Source organism: Bacteroides sp. 1_1_14 (genome assembly GCF_000162515.1).
Lineage (GTDB): Bacteria > Bacteroidota > Bacteroidia > Bacteroidales > Bacteroidaceae > Bacteroides > Bacteroides thetaiotaomicron.
In genome coordinates, this window is the sequence record NZ_GG774706.1 from 120,862 (window position 1) to 141,185 (window position 20,324).

Here is a 20,324-nt window from a genome sequence, read left to right on the forward strand (position 1 = left end):
AACTGCAGGAAGATTCCATTGCTATTTAATATGTATGGGGAGGTACGGGAGTTTCAGATATAAAGAAACAAGGTTCCCATACAGATAAAGTATGGAAACCTTGTTTTATTTGAAGAAATTTCTCTTGTTGGTCAATAACGCCGGGGCTTATACTACACCAGCGCTTCTGCCATCACGAGTTTATTAGCTTCTATTAATTGATAAATACTATTCACGGAGGTGGTGGAGCGGAGTTTGTCTTCCGGTGTATGCCGACAATAATCTATTAATCGTTCGATAGTAGAAGTCGCTACGTGCATCCGTGTGTCGGAGGAAGCATAGTAAATATATACCGTTCCGTCTTCATCTGCAATCCATCCATTAGAGAATAGCACATTGGAGACATCCCCGATTCTTTCTTCTCCTTCCGGAGCCAGCAGATATCCGCCCGGCTCTGCAATGATCCTTGTCGGATCTTCCAGAGACGTCATATAAAGGTATAGTACATAGCGAAGACCGGCGGCACAGGCGCGTACGCCATGTGCCAGGTGCAGCCATCCTTTGGGGGTTTTGATAGGATGAGGCCCTTCGCCATTTTTCACTTCTTTTATTGTATGGTAATGACGGTGATTGATGATTGTTTCTTCTTTTATTTCCGCATGGGTGATGTCATCTATAAGTGCCCATCCGATACCTTCTCCGTTTCCGGCATCGATAAAGTTGTCTTGCGGGCGTGTGTACAAGGCATATTTGCCGTTCACAAATTCCGGATGCAGAACTACATTACGCTGCTGGCTCGGAGAAATAAGATTCGGCAGCCGTTCCCAGTGGTGGAAGTCTTTTGTGCGTATGATGCCTGCTTTGGCTACGGCAGAAGATAAGTCGCCCGGAGCTGCATCCGGTGCAAGACTTTCGCTGCAGAAGATTCCGTAAATCCAGCCGTCTTCGTGGGCAGTCAGGCGTATGTCATAGACATTCGTTTCTGACGGGTCAATGTCCGGTAGTTGTATGGGGTACTCCCAGAAACGGAAATGATCTGTACCATTCGGACTTTCGGCGATGGCGAAGAATGATTTGCGGTCACTTCCTTCCACCCGGACCATCATCAGGTACTTTCCATTCCATTTGATGGCTCCCGCATTCATGGTGGCATTGATGCCAATCCGTTCCATCAGCCAGGGGTTGGTCATGGGGTTCAGGTCGTAGCGCCATTCCAGAGGAGTATGTTCATTAGTCAGGACCGGATATTCATATCTTTCAAATATTCCATTGCCCGGAAGTATCTTCTTGTTCGGACGGGTTATAAGAGATTCATGCGCTTCTTTTAAGAGACGCAATCTGTTATCGTAAATTCTACTCATAATGCTATTCTTTATAAAGTGATTCCGGAACCGGGATCAGGAACCGGAATCATTTTATTTGCCATACATAACTTAATTGTTCTTGTACCGGATAATCAATTAGCAGATTTTATTTTTCCGGTAATAGTCACTACACTGTATTTGGGTACAGTCACTGATCGTTTGCCAGTTGAAGAAGGATTCAGTTTCTTGCGCAGCCATTTCACACTGGAACTGGATGTGTATGAAACCATGCTCTCGAAATCTTTGCCTTCTATTTCCAGCAAAGCGTCAAAGGCTTTGGATTTTGATTTGTTCACCAATACAATGGTATACGTGTTGTCTTTGATGTATGCGGATGCACTCAGGTCTCTGGGGATTCTGTTTGCCGTTGTTGATACTGTTTCTACATCTACACGTGTCGATCCCCGCTGGATATATCTGGAGAATTGTCCGATAGAGTAGTAGCGGTCTATGCGATAATAGGAATTACTGAAGTCCCATGCATCGGTCTGCAGAAGGTTCTCTCCGGTCGATGTACATTGACGTGCTCCTGCCCACCATACAACGGCGTTGGTCTGGGCTTTTGTCAGGTAGTCGTGATAGTTCTTTGCCCATTTCATGGCATCATTCCATGTTTCGTCACGGGTCTTGTCATCACAGGTTTCTGTCTGCCATACATGGATTCCCTTTTCCTGGGCTGCTGTCATTGGGAGGATGTTGGCGTCCACTGTAGAGTAACCGTGTCCTGCTGCAACGATGTTTGCATCCGCTAAATCCGGATTGTTTTTCAAGGAAGTGTCTACCCATGTTACGGCATTTGCCCACCAAGGTAGCTCACCGTAAATGATTTTTGTGTCCTGCAGGCCTTGTTTATTCAGTTCCGGGCGCAGGTAGTCCATGGTGAAATCCGCCATTTGCTGATTTCCCCACATACATCCGTCCCATCCGCCCATGGCTTGATCGGGTTCGTTCCAGCCGGAGATACCATAGACATTGATTCCAAACTTGTCTTTGAAAGCTTTTGCAAAACCGGTCAGGAACTCGGCATAAACCTGGCTATGTTCACTATTGAAAGAACCGCTTCCACCACTGGCTACTTCGCCTTCACCGAAAGATTTCCATACGATCGGGGGAGTCCATACGGAGAAGAAGTAATAGATGTCCATCAGCTTTCTCTTACACAGGTAGTCGATAATCCACAACTGGGAATATTCCTTGTATTTTCCGCTATCCGAATTAAAGAGTGCTTTCTGTTCAGCTGAATGTGCTCCCAAATGGTAGTTCTCACCTGTTTTGAAGTTGAAAGTCTTACCGTCTTCAGAGGCGGATGAAGCGCATACTTCTCCGCGGTAGATATTAAATTTCAGTCCGTTTTCGCCATATAGGTCATCCATGATTTGTTCGCGTTTCATACATCCGTATACCGCTTCCGCCCATCCGAAATTACATCCGAACCCGTCAATTTCCTGATGCTTGTTTTCCGGTTGGATTCTGATCACTGATTCCGTAGTCGGTTCTGGTGAGATACCGTCATCTTCGTCGGATATTACCACCGGGTCCGGAATATTCACTTCATCATGGCTCAGGCTATTGTCGTCACAAGATGTAATACCTCCGAGCAACAGGAACAATGATGTGCTTAAAAATAGATATATCTTTTTCATAAAACTGTTTCTTATAGTGTTTCTGATTATTTCCAGTATTTATTCTGTTCCACAGATGAGTTGTTCAATTCTCCTGCGGGAATAGGGAAATATTTATGTTTTTCTCTGAAGTTATAGGCACCCTGTTTATCGTTTCCTTTCAATATCATCTGAATTTGGGTGGTTGTGTACCAACGTTTCAGGTCGTCGAAACGATGGCCTTCTCCGAAGAATTCAAGCAGACATTGATGTTCGATCTCTTTCATCAGTTCGGGTTGCTGGAACTCTTTCTCCGGCAGACCTGCTCTTTGGCGGATTTCGTTCAACGCCCAGTTGGCTCCCTCTTTATCCGCTTCTTTTGCGCATGCTTCAGCATATAGCAATAACACTTCTGCAAAACGTATAACGCGGACATTGTTGGCTCTGCCTTCTACATTACCCATGTTATCGGCGCTTTTTGATTTTACGTAGTGGGCGGTGTATTTCTTCAGGAGGAATTTACCGATTTGCGCACCGGTCGCCTGGCTTACATTAAAGATAGGAGCACCGCCGGCCATCTTGGAAACATTTCCTGTCCAGAGGTCGTCCATCGTGAAAAGACCACCGTAGAACTTTCCGTCGTACCAGCCGTTTTCTTCTGTCACCCAGTCACCGTATTCTTCCGGAGTGAAGAACATACTGGCATAGATACGCTTGTCATATTTCGAGTTCGGTTCTGCCGTTTTATCGGGGTTGGTGATGGTTTTCATTTTCTGAGTTCCGTCTTCGTTGTATTGTGGATTCCCGTCTTGATCCAGATCCGGAACCTGAATGGTAGGCTTGCTTCCACGTGTTTCAGTGGTAAATTCGCTGACAAGGAAAGCCGAGGGCATTAACTTCGCCCATCCACCTGATTTCGCAGGTCCTACAAATTGTGCCAGTGAGCTGCCCAGGCTGATGCCACTCTCGTTACCCCATGACATATCTCCGTCGCTGCTGTACTGTAATTCGAATACAGATTCGGCATTGTTTTCATTGGCGGTAGTGAAGTTGTCGACAAAGTTTTCCATCAGCCGATAGCGCTTTCCTGAAGTACCGAATGGGCTGTATGAAGAATCAATCAAACCTTTCAGTGTTTCTTTGGCTTCTTTATACTTGTGCTGTGTAGCATACACCTTGCCAAGTATGGCGATGGCCGCTCCTTTTTCAATGCGTCCTTTTGTTCAGCGGGGCGGGTTTCGGGCAGGTTGCCGTCATTGATCGCGTCGGTCAGGTCTTTTTCAATCTGTTGCCAGATTTCGGCTTCAGGAGATGCCGTCTTGTTAGGATCGTCTTCATTCGACGGAACCAGGCGCAAAGGTACATCTCCGTAGTTGTTCACCAACAGGAAATACTGATAGGCTCTCAGGGTGAGGGCTTCGTCCTTAATCATGGCACGGTCGCTTTCCGTAATGCCGCTTGCCGGAACCTGGTCGATATATTTCAGTACGATGTTGGCACGTTGTATACCTGAGTACAGAGCACCGTACGGGTCATTTCCTGTGGTAGCGGAGTTTTGGAATGTAGCTATGTCCCACATGCTGGCTTCTTCGTTCAGTATCGTAAAGATATCGTCTCCACGGCTGTTGAGGTTGAGCCATCCGTCAAATGCACCGTAATATCCGTTCATTTGGTATTTGATGGGCGAGTAGGCTGTGGCCAATGCGCTTTCTGCATCTGCCTTGTCCTGCCAGAAGTTTTCGTTGGTAAAGTGGTTCGGGTCTTTCAGATCCAGAAAAGAGTCGCTGCAGGATGTCAGCGCTCCGGACAGGAGGGCTGATACAAGCGTATATGATAACCAATTCTTTTTCATAATTCGATGTTTCAATGTATTAATCTTAGTATGTTATAATCCTAACTGGATTCCGAAGGAGAACGTACGCGGAATAGGGTAACGTCCCTGGTCGATTCCTCTTGAGAAAACATTATAGCTCACACCGGTCGAAGAACTTTCGCCCAGGTCGGGAGTATAGCCGGTATACTTGGTCAGGGTGAACAGGTTTTCCATCGATACGTAGAGACGCAGGTTCTGGATCATTGCTTTCTGCAGCCATTGTTTGGGGAAGGTATAACCAAGGTCTATCGTTTTCAGTCGTACATAAGAGCCGTCTTCCAGCCATCTGTCGGTATAAGCCAACTTGTTGTCCGTGTCGTCTACCTTCGAGAAACGGGGCATGTCGGTGTTCGGATTATCCGGTCTCCATGAGTTGGCAACGTTTGTGCTTAAGTTACCGTTGAATGCACCCGATTCGAGGCAATAGCGCGGATAGTTATAAATCTTGTTGCCTGCCACACCGTCGATAAAGATGTTGAGGTCGAAGTTGTTCCAGTCACCGCCCAGTCTTAGCCCGAAGGTAAAGTTAGGAAGGGGGCTGCCCACGTCGTGCTGGTCGTTCGTGTCGATCTTTCCGTCGCCGTTCCAGTCTTTGTAGCGTATGTCGCCTACCTGCGCACCCGGTTGAATCAATTCACCTTTTCTGTTTTTGTAGTTTTCGATTTCTTCCATGCTGCGAAAGATACCGTCTGTTTCGATCAGGTTGAAGTATGACATGGAGTGTCCTTTCTTGAACATGTTGATGCCGCGTCCGCCTGCTCCATGAGCCGAGTAACCGGAGATAGACATGTATTTTCCACCGGCGTTAATTTCGGTAACCTTGTTGTTTGCCGTGTTCAGGTTGGCGCCGATGTAGTAGTTTGCTTTGTCGCCGATAGAGCTGCGCCATGTGGCGGAAACTTCGATACCCTTGTTCTGTACCTGTCCTGCATTCTGAATGGAGAGGCCGCTGATACCGGTAGAAGAAGCGTATGGAATCGGCAGCAATACATTATTGGTGTTTTTGATATAGGCATCTGCTGTCAGTGCCAGTTTTCCGTTCAGTAAGGTTACATCCAGACCGACATTGTAAGTTTCCGTATTTTCCCATGTCAGGTTTTCCGGTGATACAGCGTTTACAAAAGGAATTTTCCCGAACCATATGGAGTTGCCTTGCAGGTAGTTCATGCCGTCGCTTACCACACTCAGTGTAGGATAATAGCTGTCCATTTCCTGATTACCCAGCTTACCGTAGCTTAAGCGCAGTTTCACTTGGTCGAAGATATCCTCCAGCGGGCGGAAGAACTTCTCACGATTGATGTTCCATCCCACAGATACCGAAGGGAAGTTGCCGAAACGGTGTCCGTCTTTGAAACGTGACGAACCGTCACGACGGATAGAAGCGGAGAACAAATAACGGTCGTCGTATGAGTACATTACACGTCCGAAAAGAGAAACCAGTGCTTGTTCGTATATGGAGCTGCTGGATTTCATGGTAGTGACGTTGCCGGTCATTGTGTCGATAAATTTCGGAAGGTCGGAGTTGCTGCCGTTCAGTCCGTAACTCTTGTCTTTCTGTGCGGAATAACCTACCATTCCCGACACTGTATGCTTGCCGAAAGTACGGTCGTAGTTCAATGTGTGCTCAAGCACCCATGAGTCGAAGCTGGAGAAACTCTCAGATAGGTCGGGTTGTTCATTGACACCATACGTACCCAGATCATATACACCGGTATAATTACGGTTTTTCGTGTGATTTCTTCTCAGGCCTAAGTTCAACTTGTATTTCAGTCCGTTGATGATTTCAGCCTGAAGATAAGCATTCAGGAAGATTTGTGTGTTTTCGCTTGTTATATCATTAATTTCAGAGATGGCGTATGGGTTCGGTAGGTTGATGTCCGCAGATGTACCCCATCCTGTAGCATTTTCCGAGTCGAAGATAGGAATAACACTGGGGAAACGCAGCAATCCGTTCATCGTATCCTGATCTGTACCGCCCTTGCCTTCTGCCATGCGGAGGATGAATGATTCGCCTACAGTGACACGATTGTTGAGGAAGCTGAAGTCACTTTTCAACCGGATGTTGTAAGATTCATGGCTGCTGTTGCGCATGATGCCGTCTTTGTTCAGATAACCGCCGGATGCACTGAATGATGCATTTTTTGACCCGCCTGTGACAGCTACGTTTGCTTTGTACACCATAGCTGTGTTCAGCATGACATCCTGCCAGTCCGTACCTTCACCGGTATAGGGCACTGCATCTGTTTCTGCACCGTAACCATCGGCGGCAAGGCCGTAGTAGCGTGCGAAACGGCTGTATTCCTCGCCATTCAGTACATTCAGTTTTTTAGGGTTCTGCTGAACGCCCGTGAAGAAGTTTACATCTACCTTGGTCGGCATTTCCTTGCGACCGCCTTTGGTAGTAATCAATACTACACCGCCTGCTGCACGGGAGCCGTAGATAGCAGCCGCAGCTGCGTCTTTCAATACTTCAATAGATTGGATATCGTTAGGGTCTACCATATTGATATCACCGAATGCACCGTCAACAACAAATAGCGGGGCATTGTTGGATAAAGAGCTGATACCGCGAACGTTGATTGTAGTTCCGTCGTTCGGGTTGCCGCTTGAACTCATTACGGATACACCTGCAATCTTTCCTTGTAGTGCACCGGCGGCGGAAGTTGCGATGTCTCCGTCCAGTTCTTTCGTTCCTACGGAACTGACTGCTCCCGAGAGATGGCTTTTCTTTACCGTACCGTAGCCGATAACTACCACCTGATCCAGTTGTACATTGTCTTCTGCCATTGAGAGGTTGATGGGGGAGTTGGAAGATACTTTTCTTTCAACTGTTTTCATTCCTATAGTAGAGAAGACAAGTATGTCATTCATCTTCGTCTGAATGGTGTATTGACCATCTAAGTTTGTGATAGTGCCGTTGGTGGTTCCTTTCACCTGGACAGTAACTCCGGGCATCGGCTCATTGGTCGAGGCCTCTGTTACTACACCCGTTACCTTTAATTCCTGGGCAAATCCGGAAAGGGCAATAAGGCATAATATAAAGAATAAATAGAATTTTTGTTTCATAATACTTGGGGATTAAACATGTGCTGTTCTTTAAGGGGCTTTTACAAAGTGATTCACGTTCATTTCCTGACCGGCATTCATTTCTATCTGTCGGTCGGTAAGATGCAGTTTGAAAATGTGGAGAGAATCAATATACTCTCTCCTTTTCATTTTCTTTCTTCAATAATAGTGATGTTCCCTGAAAGTGCCTTTTTCCTTGTTTGGTGTTATTTTTTGGTAAATTTCAGACCAAGTTTCACAGGACCACATTCACCTGTTCCTTGTTTGGTTGTTCTGTCATAGGTTTGATATATCAATGCTTCAGGAAGAGTTTCCAGTACCGATTCTACATTAGTTTTGAAATCTCCTAAACCGGCAATAACTCCATCAACTATTCCTTTCGCTTCATCAGAATTAATTACTGCTATCAATTTAACAAGAATATTTCTTAGTACGATTCCGTCAATATTGATCGATAGATTATCGCCCTCAAGTTTATATTCACAAGGAATACCTTTTTCAAGTAGTGGTACTAATAATGCAATCAACTCTCTGGCTGTATCTCGAAGATCGGCACGAGTGCCGGGGGCAGCTGGCTCTGCGGGGGCTGCCAGGCTTTCGATAAGATTTACAAGAAAAGCGGAGTTCAATTCCAGGTAAATCCTTTCATCCGGTTTTTCCGGATCGTAATAATAGCGCATAGCATTGTGAGGCATGCCATCTTCACCGCTCCATTGAGGCTTGGTGAAGTCATTGCTGTATGAATAAATGGCATACATACCGCCGTTCGGTTGGGCTGTGACACTATTCAGCATGTTCACTACCAAGTTTTCAATGTCGATGGATGCTCCTATTATATCACCAAGCATTACTCCGCTTGCTACGATAATTGTTCTTATGAGATCGTTCGGATAAGTATCTATCACTTTTCCATAGGTTGGCAAGGTTGGGATAATTCCATAGATCTTCCCTGCATTCACTTTTACTTTAGAATCCCAATCAAACCATAAAGGAGATAAATCATAAGAGGTAGAAGTCTGGAGATTGGCATTTGCAACTTTCCATGTGCCGGCTAATTTTTGATTTTCTAGCATGTAATTGATGTCGATTGTCATCTTTTCGCCTTCAATCTCACCGACAAAATTCATATTGAATATTCCTGGCTGGATGTAGTCGCCTTTAAACATGTAATTTGTTCCCTTTTTAAATAGAGGAACATTTGTTACAGTGATTTCCTTTTCTCCCGGAATAGGACTGTTGCCGGTGTATTTGAGTCCCCATCCTGAAACCAGCCCGCCAATACCACCTGGGATCGCGGTGGCGATTACGGTTTCTAGGTCTGTTTGCGCTGCTGCAAATGTGAAAGAAGCCGATTCGTTTGTTTCGTCCACTGCCATAACTACTTTTTTTCCTTCAAGTACTTCACCGTTACAAGTCATTACCAGCTCATAGTCTCCTTCTATACTATAATCACCGTTCAAATCGGGAAGTTCTTCGCTTTCATTGTCAGTTTCACCGCTCTCTGTAAATTTCTGCTCAAGATATTCGTCATCGACACCATTTACGCAAGAAGTAAATGTACCTGTGTAGCTTAATAGACACGCTACTCCAATAAGATAAGATAGTTTGTTTTTCATTGCATGTTATTTTTTTGATATTTAAATATGTGGCAAAGTTACTTGGCTTTGCTCTGTCAGACAAGTAGTATTTTATCATATACTAATACAATTCTATCGTTTTGCATTTCAAATTGATTAAACGAAGGGATAAATGTCCTATCAGAGTTTTTTGATACTATTTCAATAGCCCGGATTGCTTCTTTAAGAATACTAATACAGTGTATTTTAAATTGTTTTTTAGGGGGATAATATTCATTTGTCGCTATACATTATATTTTTGAGGTTGTATGATGTTGTGTTATTGGGGGGCAAAGGTAGAAGGATATGGATTTTAATGCAAGTATTATTCTGTAATTAACAGGTGTGAAAACGCTATTCCTATTACTTATAAGAAATAAAATCGTTATAATTTCCCGATCTGTTACTTATAAGAAATAAAAATGCTATATTTGCTAAATCTGTTACTTATAAGAAATAAAGATGAGAAAGCCGGAATATTATAAAAGAGAGTTGTATGTACAACGTATAAAGCCTTTTGTCGATACACAGATGATAAAGGTGATTGTTGGGCAAAGGCGTGTGGGGAAGAGCTATCTGTTGTTTCAACTGATGGATGACATTCGTGACGGTTCTCCGGAAGCAGATATCATCTATATTAATAAGGAGTTATTTGAGTTTGATCAAATCAAAACTTATGCCGACTTGATAAATTATGTGTCTGCGACAAGAAAGGGCGCGGAAGATAAGTGTTATCTGTTTATTGATGAGATACAAGATATTGAAGGTTTTGAGAAGGCCCTGAGGCATTTCTTTGCGGAAAACACTTATGACATCTATTGTACGGGAAGTAATGCCACCATGCTTTCGGGTGAACTGGCTACTTTCCTGAGTGGTAGATATATTGAATTTAAAGTATACGGTCTGACCTATACCGAATTTTTGGAGTTTCATAAACTGGAGGATTCCGTTGAAGCGTTTAGCCGTTTTTACCGGTTCGGCGGGCTTCCTTATCTTGCCAGTTTGCCTTTTGAAGAGCACCTTATAATGGAGTATCTGAGAAATATCTATAATACAATTATATTGAAAGATGTGGTGAATAGATATAGTATCAGGAATGTACGGCAATTGCAGGATCTGACGGTTTATTTGGCTGACACGATTGGGAATCTGTTTTCAGCAAATAAAATAAGTGAGTATCTGAAATCACAGAGGGTAGATATGTTGCCCAAAACAATATTGGAATATCTTACTTATTTGAATAGTGCTTATTTTGTAAGAAGAATCCGTCCGATGGATATTCAGGGAAAGAAACAATTCCAGATCGGAGAGAAATATTATTTTGAAGATTTAGGAATACGTAATGCGATTCGTCCTTTCCGGGCGACTGATATCGGACAGGTGCTGGAGAATGTGGTGTGCCATCATTTGCTGGTATGCGGATATGCGCTGTATATAGGCAGAGATGGCGATAAGGAAGTTGATTTTGTAGCCGAACGTAATGGGGAAAAGCTGTATGTTCAAGTTGCATATTCAGTTATAGACCCCAAAACGCATGAACGGGAGTTTGGCAATCTGTTGGCGATTCAGGATAACTATCCCAAGATAGTTGTCACCATGGATGAAGTGGAAGGAGTTTCCTATCAAGGCATCGAGCAGGTGCCCGTTCGTAAGTTTTTGCTTCGTTGGAAGTAAGGGTGGGTGCAGTATTTATGCAGTCTGTATCATAAGTCTTAAAAGATAAATTACAAAGGAGAAGCTAAAACAACTAGCTTCTCCTTTTCCCTTCCTATTGATAATTCTAAATGATTATTTGAAAACAATCTCCATGGGTCTACCTATCCAAACTTGTGGTTGTTCTAAATGAAAGATGCGGGCGATAGTGGACGCCACATCGTATTGCATCATGCTTACATCGTCAAACCGGAGTCCTTTCTTAATATTCTTGCCGGATATGATGAAAGCTGTTTCCATTTCTTGCATTGTTTTGCCGCCATGACCTTTATCGATACCTCCGTGATCGGAAGTTAATATGAAAATGGTATCATCCAGCAGTCCCGCGTCTTTTACCGCCTGAACGATTTGGCCGACATACATATCCAGTTCTTTAAGTTTCTCATAATATTCCGGTGTGTCGTGTCCGGCAGTGTGTCCGGTGTGGTCGGGGCCGTCATAGCAGATGGCAACAAGAGCGGGGTGTTTCTCCTTTATATAAGAAGAAGCCATATTGCCCAGTTCTTTCGGAGTCTTGTTGCAGTCGGCAACATGATAGTGATAACTTAAAGACAGCGTATCTACTAAATATTTAATTCCTTCCCACTCATACAGGCAGCCGATTTCCGCTTCCGGGCGGGCATCGCGCAGTAATTGAAAAACAGTAGGGAAGATACCATTCTTATTTAATACGCGTGAGGGAAGTTCCGGTGTTTTAGATCCCCATTCGGTGTATCCGTGAAGTTCCGGTCCGGCTCCCATAAACATGGATGCCCAGTTGATGGCGCTGGAAGAGGGGAGGGCAGAACGCTTTTTCAGTGTGTAGGCTCCGTCCTCCATCAGTTTCTTTACGTTCGGCATATCTGCTTTGGGAAGGCTGTAGGCTCCCCAACCGTCCAAACCGATGAAAACAACATGTTTAGCTTTATCTTTTCCTTTGGCATGGCAGGAGAAAGTGAAACTGAAGAGGAGTGCGAATGTAGCAAGTAGTGTTAAAAAGGTTTGTTTATTCATGATATTGTTATTTATAGGGTTAATGTTTTATTCGTTATATAATCAAAGGCCATAACTAATGATGAGCAAAGGTAGGATTATTTTGAGGGGGAGACAAATATAATATTAGCAGAGACTAATACTTTTATGGTATTTCTTTTGAAACTCTGTCTTTTGCTTGGCATTGTTTTCTTCATTGTCAAATTATGTCGTTTGTCTTTTTGTATATAATATTGATCGTTTTAATAACTGTTCTGTTCAACTATGAATATTCTTTCAGCTTGGTTGCAATAATATCCTTACAGTTTTATAATAAACCGTTTGAGCGTTTTTAATAAATAGTTGAAAGGTTTATTATAAACGGTATCCAAGTTTATTAAAAACTATTTTTTGGAAATTTCTGAGTAACCTTGGAATTATATAAACAAAAAGGGAGAAAATCAGTGCTGATTTTCTCCCTTTCCAATTCCTTTATAGTTGGAAACAGATGCCTTATTGGCTGCTATTATGTCTTATATTTTATACGTTTCATATTGTTTTTCTTCTTTTTACTACCTTCAAAGATACAAAATAAAAAAGGAAAAGTCAAGAGCTGGTTTATTAAACATGATAAAGATGGTTAATCCAATATGTTTTTATAGCTGCCATTTATGATAAGGTATTACTTTGATTTTGAGATTCTCAATTTGAAATACATCCTCTTGGTTTAGTGTTATGATGTATCCTTCAGTGAGTTTGTAGAATTTCAATGCATCAATGAGTCCGTCAAATTCGCGTGATTGGTTGTCTGCATTGAGCTCCATACAGACTTGGATTGCTTGGGTAATGGCGCCTTTCTCAAGAGTAATAAAGTCACATTCATTGTCTCTCCTGTGATAGTATATGTCTTTATATCTTAGCCGCAATGTATTGTAGACCATATTTTCAAGTTTGTGTCCTTCATCTCCTTTTATTCTGTTTACATTGGAGGTGACTAATCCCATGTCTATGGCATAAATCTTTTTAGGGTTGATGGTCTGCTTCTTTAATGAATAGTCGAACATAGGGACAAGGCTGACCAAATAACTTTGTTCCAGGTGTGAAAGGTATTCCAATATGGTAGTGGTAGAATTAATACCAGCAGGTTCTCTTAGTTTGTTTGCGGATGTGAGATTCCCAATATTGGAAAGTAGAAAAACGGTCAAACGTTTAAGTCCTCGAATATCTTTTATTCCATAGCGTACTGCGATATCCCGAATAAGGATATCATCCAGTAAATTAGCGAGTATTTCTTCAATAGGGTTTTTTAGGTATTCAGGGAAACCGCCTAGTTGCATGTATTCCTTCGTTGTATGCTCATTAGGTTCAATATCCTTGAATCTACAGAATTCTTTGAACGAGAAGGGGAATAGTTCACTTGTAATATGACGTCCGGTAAGGCTGGTACCCAGTTCCTTGCTCAATAAGGATGCATTGGAGCCGGTTACGAAAACTTTGAAATTTTCATCTAGCTTCTGTCGTACATATCGCTCCCAACCTTTAATGATTTGTATTTCATCAAACATCAGAACTCTATTGCCTGCTTCTGCAATCAATTGATCTAACTTCTGAAAGTCAGATATCTCAAAATCATATAGACGGGGATCATCGAAATTTATATAAAGTGATTCTGTGTGCTTCTTTTTCAATAATTGGTGAAGGAGAGTGCTTTTTCCGCATCTGCGTACACCGGATACAATTAGTGCATAGTTATCAATATCAGGTAAAGTACAGAGGCTGTCTCTGATCATCCCTTCTTCTTTCGCATGCAAGTTTATTTCTTGTTGGCGTATAATTTCTTTTAGAAAGTCTTTTTGTATCATGGCGTTTCTTCTTTAATGCAACAAATATAACTTTTTATATCCATATTATCAAATAGTTTCCAGTCATAATGGAAACTATCTTCCAGTGTGAATGGATAATAGTTTCCAGTCGCACTGGAAACTATTATAAGGCGCTGATTCTCACTTATTTTTTATGATAAGAATGATCTTTCGGAAACTCTTCTCCTTCCCATGCTTTTTTCGAAGTCCAGGATTGTGAAGCATCCGTCCAAAAGGGATCATCGGCAGACAGACCTAGCGGGAGGAAAGCAAGCGATGCCATATACAAGCTGCCGTTATTAGTGTAATAATCGGAAATACCGGGCTGGGAACCGTTGAATCCTAGTGTCAGAAAACCTGCCGTATTGAAGTTGCGTCCGTCCCCGAACATACGTCGGATGACAGCCGTCATGGCTGCGCGTACCTGTCCGTTTGATAGTTCTACGGGAAGCCAGTTGCGCCACGCAAGCAGGGCTAATGTCTGCAAAGAGCCGGTACGGTAAGTGATAGAACGTCCGAAAACAGGCAGTGTGCCTTCCGGAGAGATGAGGCGTTCGAGGATTACCCCGAATCGTTGGGCACGTCTGATCGCTTCATGGTAGTTGCAGCCGGGCATATTTCCTATCTTCTCACGTTTGCCGGCTTCGGTGATTACCTCCAGTGCTTCTATATACATAGGATGTATGACGAAACTATTGTAATAGTCGAATGCGAAACGAGGGCCGTCCGAATACCAGCCGTCACCTACGTACCATTCTTCTATCTTACGCAGAGAGGAACTGATGCGGTAAGTATCACTGGGCGCTCCAGCTTTCCGAAGGAAGGATTCGACAGTAGCGCTGAACAACAGCCAGTTGCTATAGGAAGGATCGACCCGTCTGAGATCCGTAAATTCGGTGATATACCGCCGCTTGGTGATACTGTCCAATGGCATCCATAAGGCATCATAACTTCTCAGGAAACTTTCTGCCAGGAAGGCGGCATCCACCAAGGTCTGATTCTCCTGACGCCATAACAGATAATCGGGGGAAGCGGGATCTACTGCATGAACGTAGCTTTTCAATGCCCATTCCCGCAGTTGTTTGCGTTGGAGTCCTTCCGGAGTTTCATCATCGGGCAATGACAGCCACGGTGCCAGTCCCGCCATCAGACGCCCGAAGCATTCCATATAAGTGACGTTCTTGTCGCGTCCGTCCCATGTCGGACTTAATTCTACGAGCATATTCTGTTTCAGCAGGCCTTCGCTCATATTGCTCAATACAGGAGCTGCCATCCGGTACATTACATCGCACCAGATTTCTCTATCGCTTTTCTCTGTTTTCTTTTTGGCGCTGATACTTTCTGTCGGGATCAGCAGAATCATTAATAGTAAGATCCAATGAAGTCTTTTCATGTATTGCCTTATTTTTAAGATTAAATCTTCAGCTAAGGAGCCATAGCCGAAGCGTATGGCAAAGGTAGAATTATTCCGATAGCAGGGCAAATACAATCTTAGCATTAACTAATACTTTTGCGTTATTTATCCGATACTGATACTTTCTTATACAAAATGTCCAGTAAATAATGCTTGTCATCGGAATTGTTATACATTTGTCCGGTAAACAAAATTATTACTATGAGAAGGAATTGGATAGGTAGCAGCATGATAGTTGCACTCTTTGCTTTATTGGCAGGCGGATGCGGTCATAGTCAACGGACGCTGGAGTTTCGTGGAATCTGTGTAGATGACCCGCAGGGAGAAAATGGATTATACAACCCGGGAAGAGGATTCCGGTTGGAAACTGCGGTGGATGTGCTGTACGAAAAGGACACTCCTACCAAAGAACTGAATGAATTGTCTGCTAAGTATATAGCAGATAGTGTTTCACTCTCACAGAGCTACTTTTATCTGACTTATTTAATAGGTAAAGAACTGTCTGAAGAAAACTTCCGGACCATGCAGGCATATTTTGATGAACTGCAAAAGCAAGGAAAAAAGGCCGTATTGCGCTTTGCCTACGAACGGGACTTTATGGGACGGTCGCCTGTCGGTCCTACCGGCGAACAGATACTGGCGCACTTGGATCAACTAAAACCTTTCCTGGAGAAAAATAAAGACTTGATTCTGGTCGTACAAGCCGGGATGATTGGCGCGTGGGGCGAATGGCACAGTTCGGTTCAGGGACTGGAAAATTCGGAAGAGACAAAGGCTGCCGTATTGGAAAAACTGCTTTCTGTGGTTCCTGCGGAGAGAAATGTACAAGTCAGACTCCCGGAATTTAAGAACCTGCTGAAAGATAAACCGGAACTCTATAAGAGACTTTCTTTCCATGATGACTTCATTGTCATACGCCCCGACAGATGGGATGCCGATATGCACGAAGGGACACCGAAGTTCGATCAGATAGTGGCGGAATCTCCTTATCTCGTGGTAGACGGTGAACTGCCCTGGGGATTCTGGAGCGTGGGCGCTGATCCGGACAGTCCTTCTGCCGGATGGATTATTGACGGTATGCAGGCGGCGAGACGTTTATTCCTCCAGCATTATACTTCACTAAGCATCATACATAATTATAAGGAGCAACATCCCAACAATCGGTTCGATGAGAATAATCCGCCCGAATACTCCATGGTGGTCTGGAAGAAAACGATGATAACGGAAGACTCCCTCCACCAGCATCATATGCCGGTGTCCGACAGCTACTTCCGGAAGAAAGACGGAACGAAGGTAAAACGCAATATGTTCGATTATATACGCGATCATTTGGGTTACCGGATTGAGTTGCAATCACTTCAGCTTCCTTCCAAATTCGTGAGTGGAAAGGAGAACGTCTTGAAACTGAGCTTGAAGAACAGAGGTTTTGCCACCGTATTTGGTGAACATCCTGTTTATTTCGTATTGATTGATGATGCAGGAGAGGTTACGGAATTTCCGACCGATGCCAATCCAAAGAACTGGCAACCATTCGAACCAAAGGATTCTACCTATACTTCGCTGACGCATACAGTGGATGTATCTCTTGAACTCCCTGCCTCGGTGACATCCGGAACTTATAAGTTAGGTCTGTGGATACCGGACGGATCGGACAGACTCAGATATAATCCTCGTTATGCCATCCATTGTGCCAATGGGGATACGGACTGGTGGATTTCTGAGGATGGAAAGTATGGCGTGAATGTATTGACTGCGGTTGGAGTGGAATAAATGATTTGTTTCTATGATAAAAGTGAAAGGCTTCGGGTATGATTACCGGAAGCCTTTTATTGTTGGGTATGGATTACTTTATTAAGAATTATAAATCAGCACCACCGTATACGCCACATAGCAAAGTATCATAATGCTTCCTTCTATCCGTGTAATGGTCCGCTTGGCAAAGAACAGCCCGAACAGCCAGAGCAGAATGCTGGAACCTACCAATGTGAACAGATCGAAGTTTGTAATTCCGCTAAGATGGAGGGGAGTGATACTGGCGCTGCATCCCAATACAAAGAAGATATTGAAGAGATTACTGCCGATTACATTTCCGATAGCCATTTCCGGATTCTTTTTCAGTGCGGCTACGATGGAAGTGGCAAGCTCCGGCAGGGAAGTTCCTCCGGCTACCAGCGTTAATCCGATAATGGATTCGCTGACTCCCATGCTGCGGGCAATCCCTGTAGCCCCGTTGACGAACAGCTGACCTCCATAGATGAGTGCCGCCAGTCCGCCAATGATATAGAGAATGGATTTCCACCACGAAAGCAGCTTGATCTCTTCTTCCGGTGCCGTGTGCTCCGGTGCTGCCGGTTCCGGTGCAGCGGAGGATTTTGGGAAAGCGATGGCAAACGTATACCCCATGAAAATGGCGAAGAAGCAGAGTAAAAGCAGACCGTCTACTCTGTTCAGTATATTTTCTGTGGCATTATCGAGGAATATGTCATTGGCGCATATCAGCAACACCACAGAAGAAAGGATACAGAGCGGTATCTCTTTTCGTAAAGTGTTCCGGGTGATGACAATCGGAGCGAACAGTGCCGTACATCCCACGATCATCAGCGTATTGAATATGTTACTTCCCACTACATTACCTATGGCAATGTCCGCGCTTCCTTTCAGGGCTGAAGCGACACTCACCGTCAGTTCCGGAGCGGACGTGCCGAAAGCGATAATGGTCAGTCCGATAACGATGGAAGGTATGCGGAAACGTTTGGCTACGGAAGCGGCACCGTCTGTCAGTCCGTTAGCTCCTAGTAAAATGAGAATTAATCCTCCGATAAGTAATAGTATATTCATAATTTTTCTCTTTTGGGGCAAAGATAATCATTTAGGGAATTGTAATGTCAAAAACAATCCGTATGTTTGCCATGTTTATTAAAAAGTGAAATTAGAGTTAATTCACCTAACTTGGAATCATTCTATATGGATATGAAAAAGATAAAACGGTTTGCATTACTGCTCATAATGGCTTCCCTTGCAGTGAATGTACAGGCGCAACTGGAGCAGGCAGTCAAGAAGATTTTCGCCGGAGATACAGTAGCAACGCATCCAACTTCTTTACGCCGGGATTCTGATTCTGCCCGTGTGGCAAATCTGCAGAAATCACTGGAAGAAGCCCGGCTCAATGAAGCCAATATGCGTATGGAGATGGAGCAGATGAGGCTTCAGACAATGGCTGCCGATTCGGTGAAATTATCCCAGCAACGGCAGCGTATCGACTCCCTGCGTCAATTTACGAAAGGAATACCGGTAGTTGCCGAAGGGGATACCCTGTTTTATCTTTTTACAAAACGCGGCGGATACACTCCCCAGCAACGGGCACAGATGACCGGTGCCGCTATCGAAGAGATAGGAAAGCGTTTTAATCTCCGTCCCGATTCCGTTTCCATCGACCATTCGGATATTGTGTCCGACCTTATGTACGGCAACAAAGTACTGCTGTCCCTTACTGACCAGGATGCTTTGTGGGAAGGAGTCTCCCGTGACTCCCTTGCCAAAGAGAGGCGACAAAATGTAATCACTAAACTGCATGAGATGAAAGCAGAGCACAGCATTTGGCGAATGGCGAAGCGTATCCTTTATTTTCTGCTGGTGATTGTCGGTCAGTATCTCCTTTTCCGTCTGACCAACTGGGCATTTCGCAAACTGAAAGTGCGCATCCTGCGTCTGAAAGATACGAAAATAAAGCCTGTGTCTATTCAGGGATATGAGTTGCTGGATGCTCAGAAGCAGGCTAATCTGTTAGTTTTTTTGGCAGGCATCGGGCGTTATATTTTAATGGGGATACAATTGTTGATCACTGTCCCTTTGATTTTTATCATCTTCCCGCAGACCGAAGGACTGGCATACCGCTTGCTGGGTTATATCTGGAATCCGATTCGGAAAATCTTTGTGGATATTATAGACTATATTCCCAATCTGTTTACGATTGTTGTTATCTGGTACGCGGTGAGGTATCTGGTGCGTCTGGTACTTTATCTGGCACGTGAGATAGAAGCGGGGCGTCTCAAATTCAACGGCTTCTATCCGGATTGGGCAATGCCGACCTTCCACATTGTCCGGTTCCTGCTCTACGCATTTATGATCGCGATGATTTACCCTTATTTGCCGGGTTCCCAATCCGGTGTATTCCAGGGAATTTCGGTCTTTGTCGGATTGATAGTCTCGCTCGGATCAAGTACCGTTATCGGAAATATTATTGCCGGACTGGTGATTACTTATATGCGCCCGTTCAAGATGGGCGACCGGATTAAGCTGAACGATACTACCGGCGATATCATAGAGAAGACGCCGCTTGTCACCCGTATCCGCACTCCGAAAAATGAGGTGGTGACGGTGCCCAACTCTTTTATCATGTCTTCGCATACCGTGAATTATAGTACATCGGCACGGGAGTATGGCTTGATTATCCATTCGGAGGTATCCATCGGTTATGATGTTCCCTGGCGCCAGGTCAATCAGATACTGATTGATGCTGCGTTGAATACGCCCGGAGTAGTGGATGATCCGCGCCCGTTTGTGCTGGAGACTTCGTTGAGTGACTGGTATCCGGTGTATCAGATCAATGCTTATATCAAGGAGGCGCATAAGATGTCTCAGATTTATTCTGATTTGCATCAGACTATTCAGGATAAGTTTAATGAGGCAGGAATTGAGATTATGTCTCCGCATTACATGGCTGTCCGTGACGGGAACGCCACAACTATGCCGAAGGATGATCTGAGTAAGAGTAACCCTGCGGATACTGCTAATCAGAGTAACCAATCAGAGTAATATAAGCTCATTACTTAATGAGCTTGTGATTTTCTTTGCATCTGTCGGGGCAAAGGATTACTATAATAAA

The 20,324-nt window shown here is 44.0% G+C and carries 11 protein-coding genes and 1 pseudogene; 3 read left to right on the plus strand and 9 right to left on the minus strand.

Features of this window, described 5'->3' with window-relative positions; translation table 11 throughout:
• Window positions 1-152: 152 nt before the first annotated feature.
• The 5 genes and pseudogenes from HMPREF9007_RS12030 to HMPREF9007_RS12010 all read right to left on the minus strand — a co-directional run bounded on the left by HMPREF9007_RS12030 (window position 153) and on the right by HMPREF9007_RS12010 (window position 9,499).
• A complete protein-coding gene (locus HMPREF9007_RS12030) occupies window positions 153-1,340 on the minus strand; it encodes a glycosidase (protein ID WP_008761760.1) in 1,188 nt (395 codons plus the stop codon).
• Between the two features lie 95 nt (window positions 1,341-1,435).
• A complete protein-coding gene (locus HMPREF9007_RS12025) occupies window positions 1,436-2,986 on the minus strand; it encodes a glycoside hydrolase family 30 beta sandwich domain-containing protein (protein ID WP_032850410.1) in 1,551 nt (516 codons plus the stop codon).
• Window positions 2,987-3,012: 26 nt separating this feature from the next.
• A pseudogene (locus tag HMPREF9007_RS12020) lies at window positions 3,013-4,796 on the minus strand (RagB/SusD family nutrient uptake outer membrane protein).
• A 33-nt stretch (window positions 4,797-4,829) separates the two neighbouring features.
• Entirely contained in the window at window positions 4,830-7,883 is a 3,054-nt protein-coding gene (locus HMPREF9007_RS12015) for a TonB-dependent receptor (RefSeq protein WP_008761762.1), read from the minus strand.
• A gap of 206 nt (window positions 7,884-8,089) precedes the next feature.
• Window positions 8,090-9,499 carry a DUF4925 domain-containing protein gene (locus HMPREF9007_RS12010; protein ID WP_008761763.1) on the minus strand — a complete coding sequence of 470 codons (1,410 nt, stop codon included), beginning with the start codon at window positions 9,497-9,499 and terminating at the stop codon, window positions 8,090-8,092.
• A gap of 462 nt (window positions 9,500-9,961) precedes the next feature.
• On the opposite strand from HMPREF9007_RS12010, the gene HMPREF9007_RS12005 reads away from it, so the two are divergent.
• Window positions 9,962-11,173, plus strand: coding sequence for an ATP-binding protein (locus HMPREF9007_RS12005; protein ID WP_008761764.1), 1,212 nt, complete (start codon window positions 9,962-9,964; stop codon window positions 11,171-11,173).
• A 114-nt stretch (window positions 11,174-11,287) separates the two neighbouring features.
• Here the strand turns inward: HMPREF9007_RS12005 and HMPREF9007_RS12000 are convergent, their stop codons facing one another.
• The 3 genes from HMPREF9007_RS12000 to HMPREF9007_RS11990 all read right to left on the minus strand — a co-directional run bounded on the left by HMPREF9007_RS12000 (window position 11,288) and on the right by HMPREF9007_RS11990 (window position 15,418).
• Window positions 11,288-12,205 carry an alkaline phosphatase gene (locus HMPREF9007_RS12000; protein WP_008761765.1) on the minus strand — a complete coding sequence of 306 codons (918 nt, stop codon included), beginning with the start codon at window positions 12,203-12,205 and terminating at the stop codon, window positions 11,288-11,290.
• A gap of 614 nt (window positions 12,206-12,819) precedes the next feature.
• Window positions 12,820-14,025, minus strand: coding sequence for an ATP-binding protein (locus HMPREF9007_RS11995; protein WP_008761766.1), 1,206 nt, complete (start codon window positions 14,023-14,025; stop codon window positions 12,820-12,822).
• 145 nt (window positions 14,026-14,170) lie between these two features.
• Window positions 14,171-15,418, minus strand: a complete 1,248-nt coding sequence (locus tag HMPREF9007_RS11990; protein WP_008761767.1) for a DUF2264 domain-containing protein — start codon at window positions 15,416-15,418, stop codon at window positions 14,171-14,173.
• Window positions 15,419-15,640: 222 nt separating this feature from the next.
• Here HMPREF9007_RS11990 and HMPREF9007_RS11985 point away from each other — a divergent pair, with 222 nt between their 5' ends.
• Entirely contained in the window at window positions 15,641-17,209 is a 1,569-nt protein-coding gene (locus tag HMPREF9007_RS11985; RefSeq protein ID WP_008761768.1) for a DUF4832 domain-containing protein, read from the plus strand.
• Window positions 17,210-17,290: 81 nt separating this feature from the next.
• On the opposite strand, the gene HMPREF9007_RS11980 is transcribed toward HMPREF9007_RS11985, so the two are convergent.
• Window positions 17,291-18,277 (minus strand): calcium/sodium antiporter, encoded by a 987-nt coding sequence (locus tag HMPREF9007_RS11980; protein ID WP_008761769.1) that lies wholly within the window; start codon window positions 18,275-18,277, stop codon window positions 17,291-17,293.
• A gap of 126 nt (window positions 18,278-18,403) precedes the next feature.
• Here HMPREF9007_RS11980 and HMPREF9007_RS11975 point away from each other — a divergent pair, with 126 nt between their 5' ends.
• On the plus strand, window positions 18,404-20,254 hold the full coding sequence (locus HMPREF9007_RS11975; protein ID WP_008761770.1) for a mechanosensitive ion channel family protein: 1,851 nt from the start codon (window positions 18,404-18,406) through the stop codon (window positions 20,252-20,254).
• Window positions 20,255-20,324 lie beyond the last annotated feature (70 nt).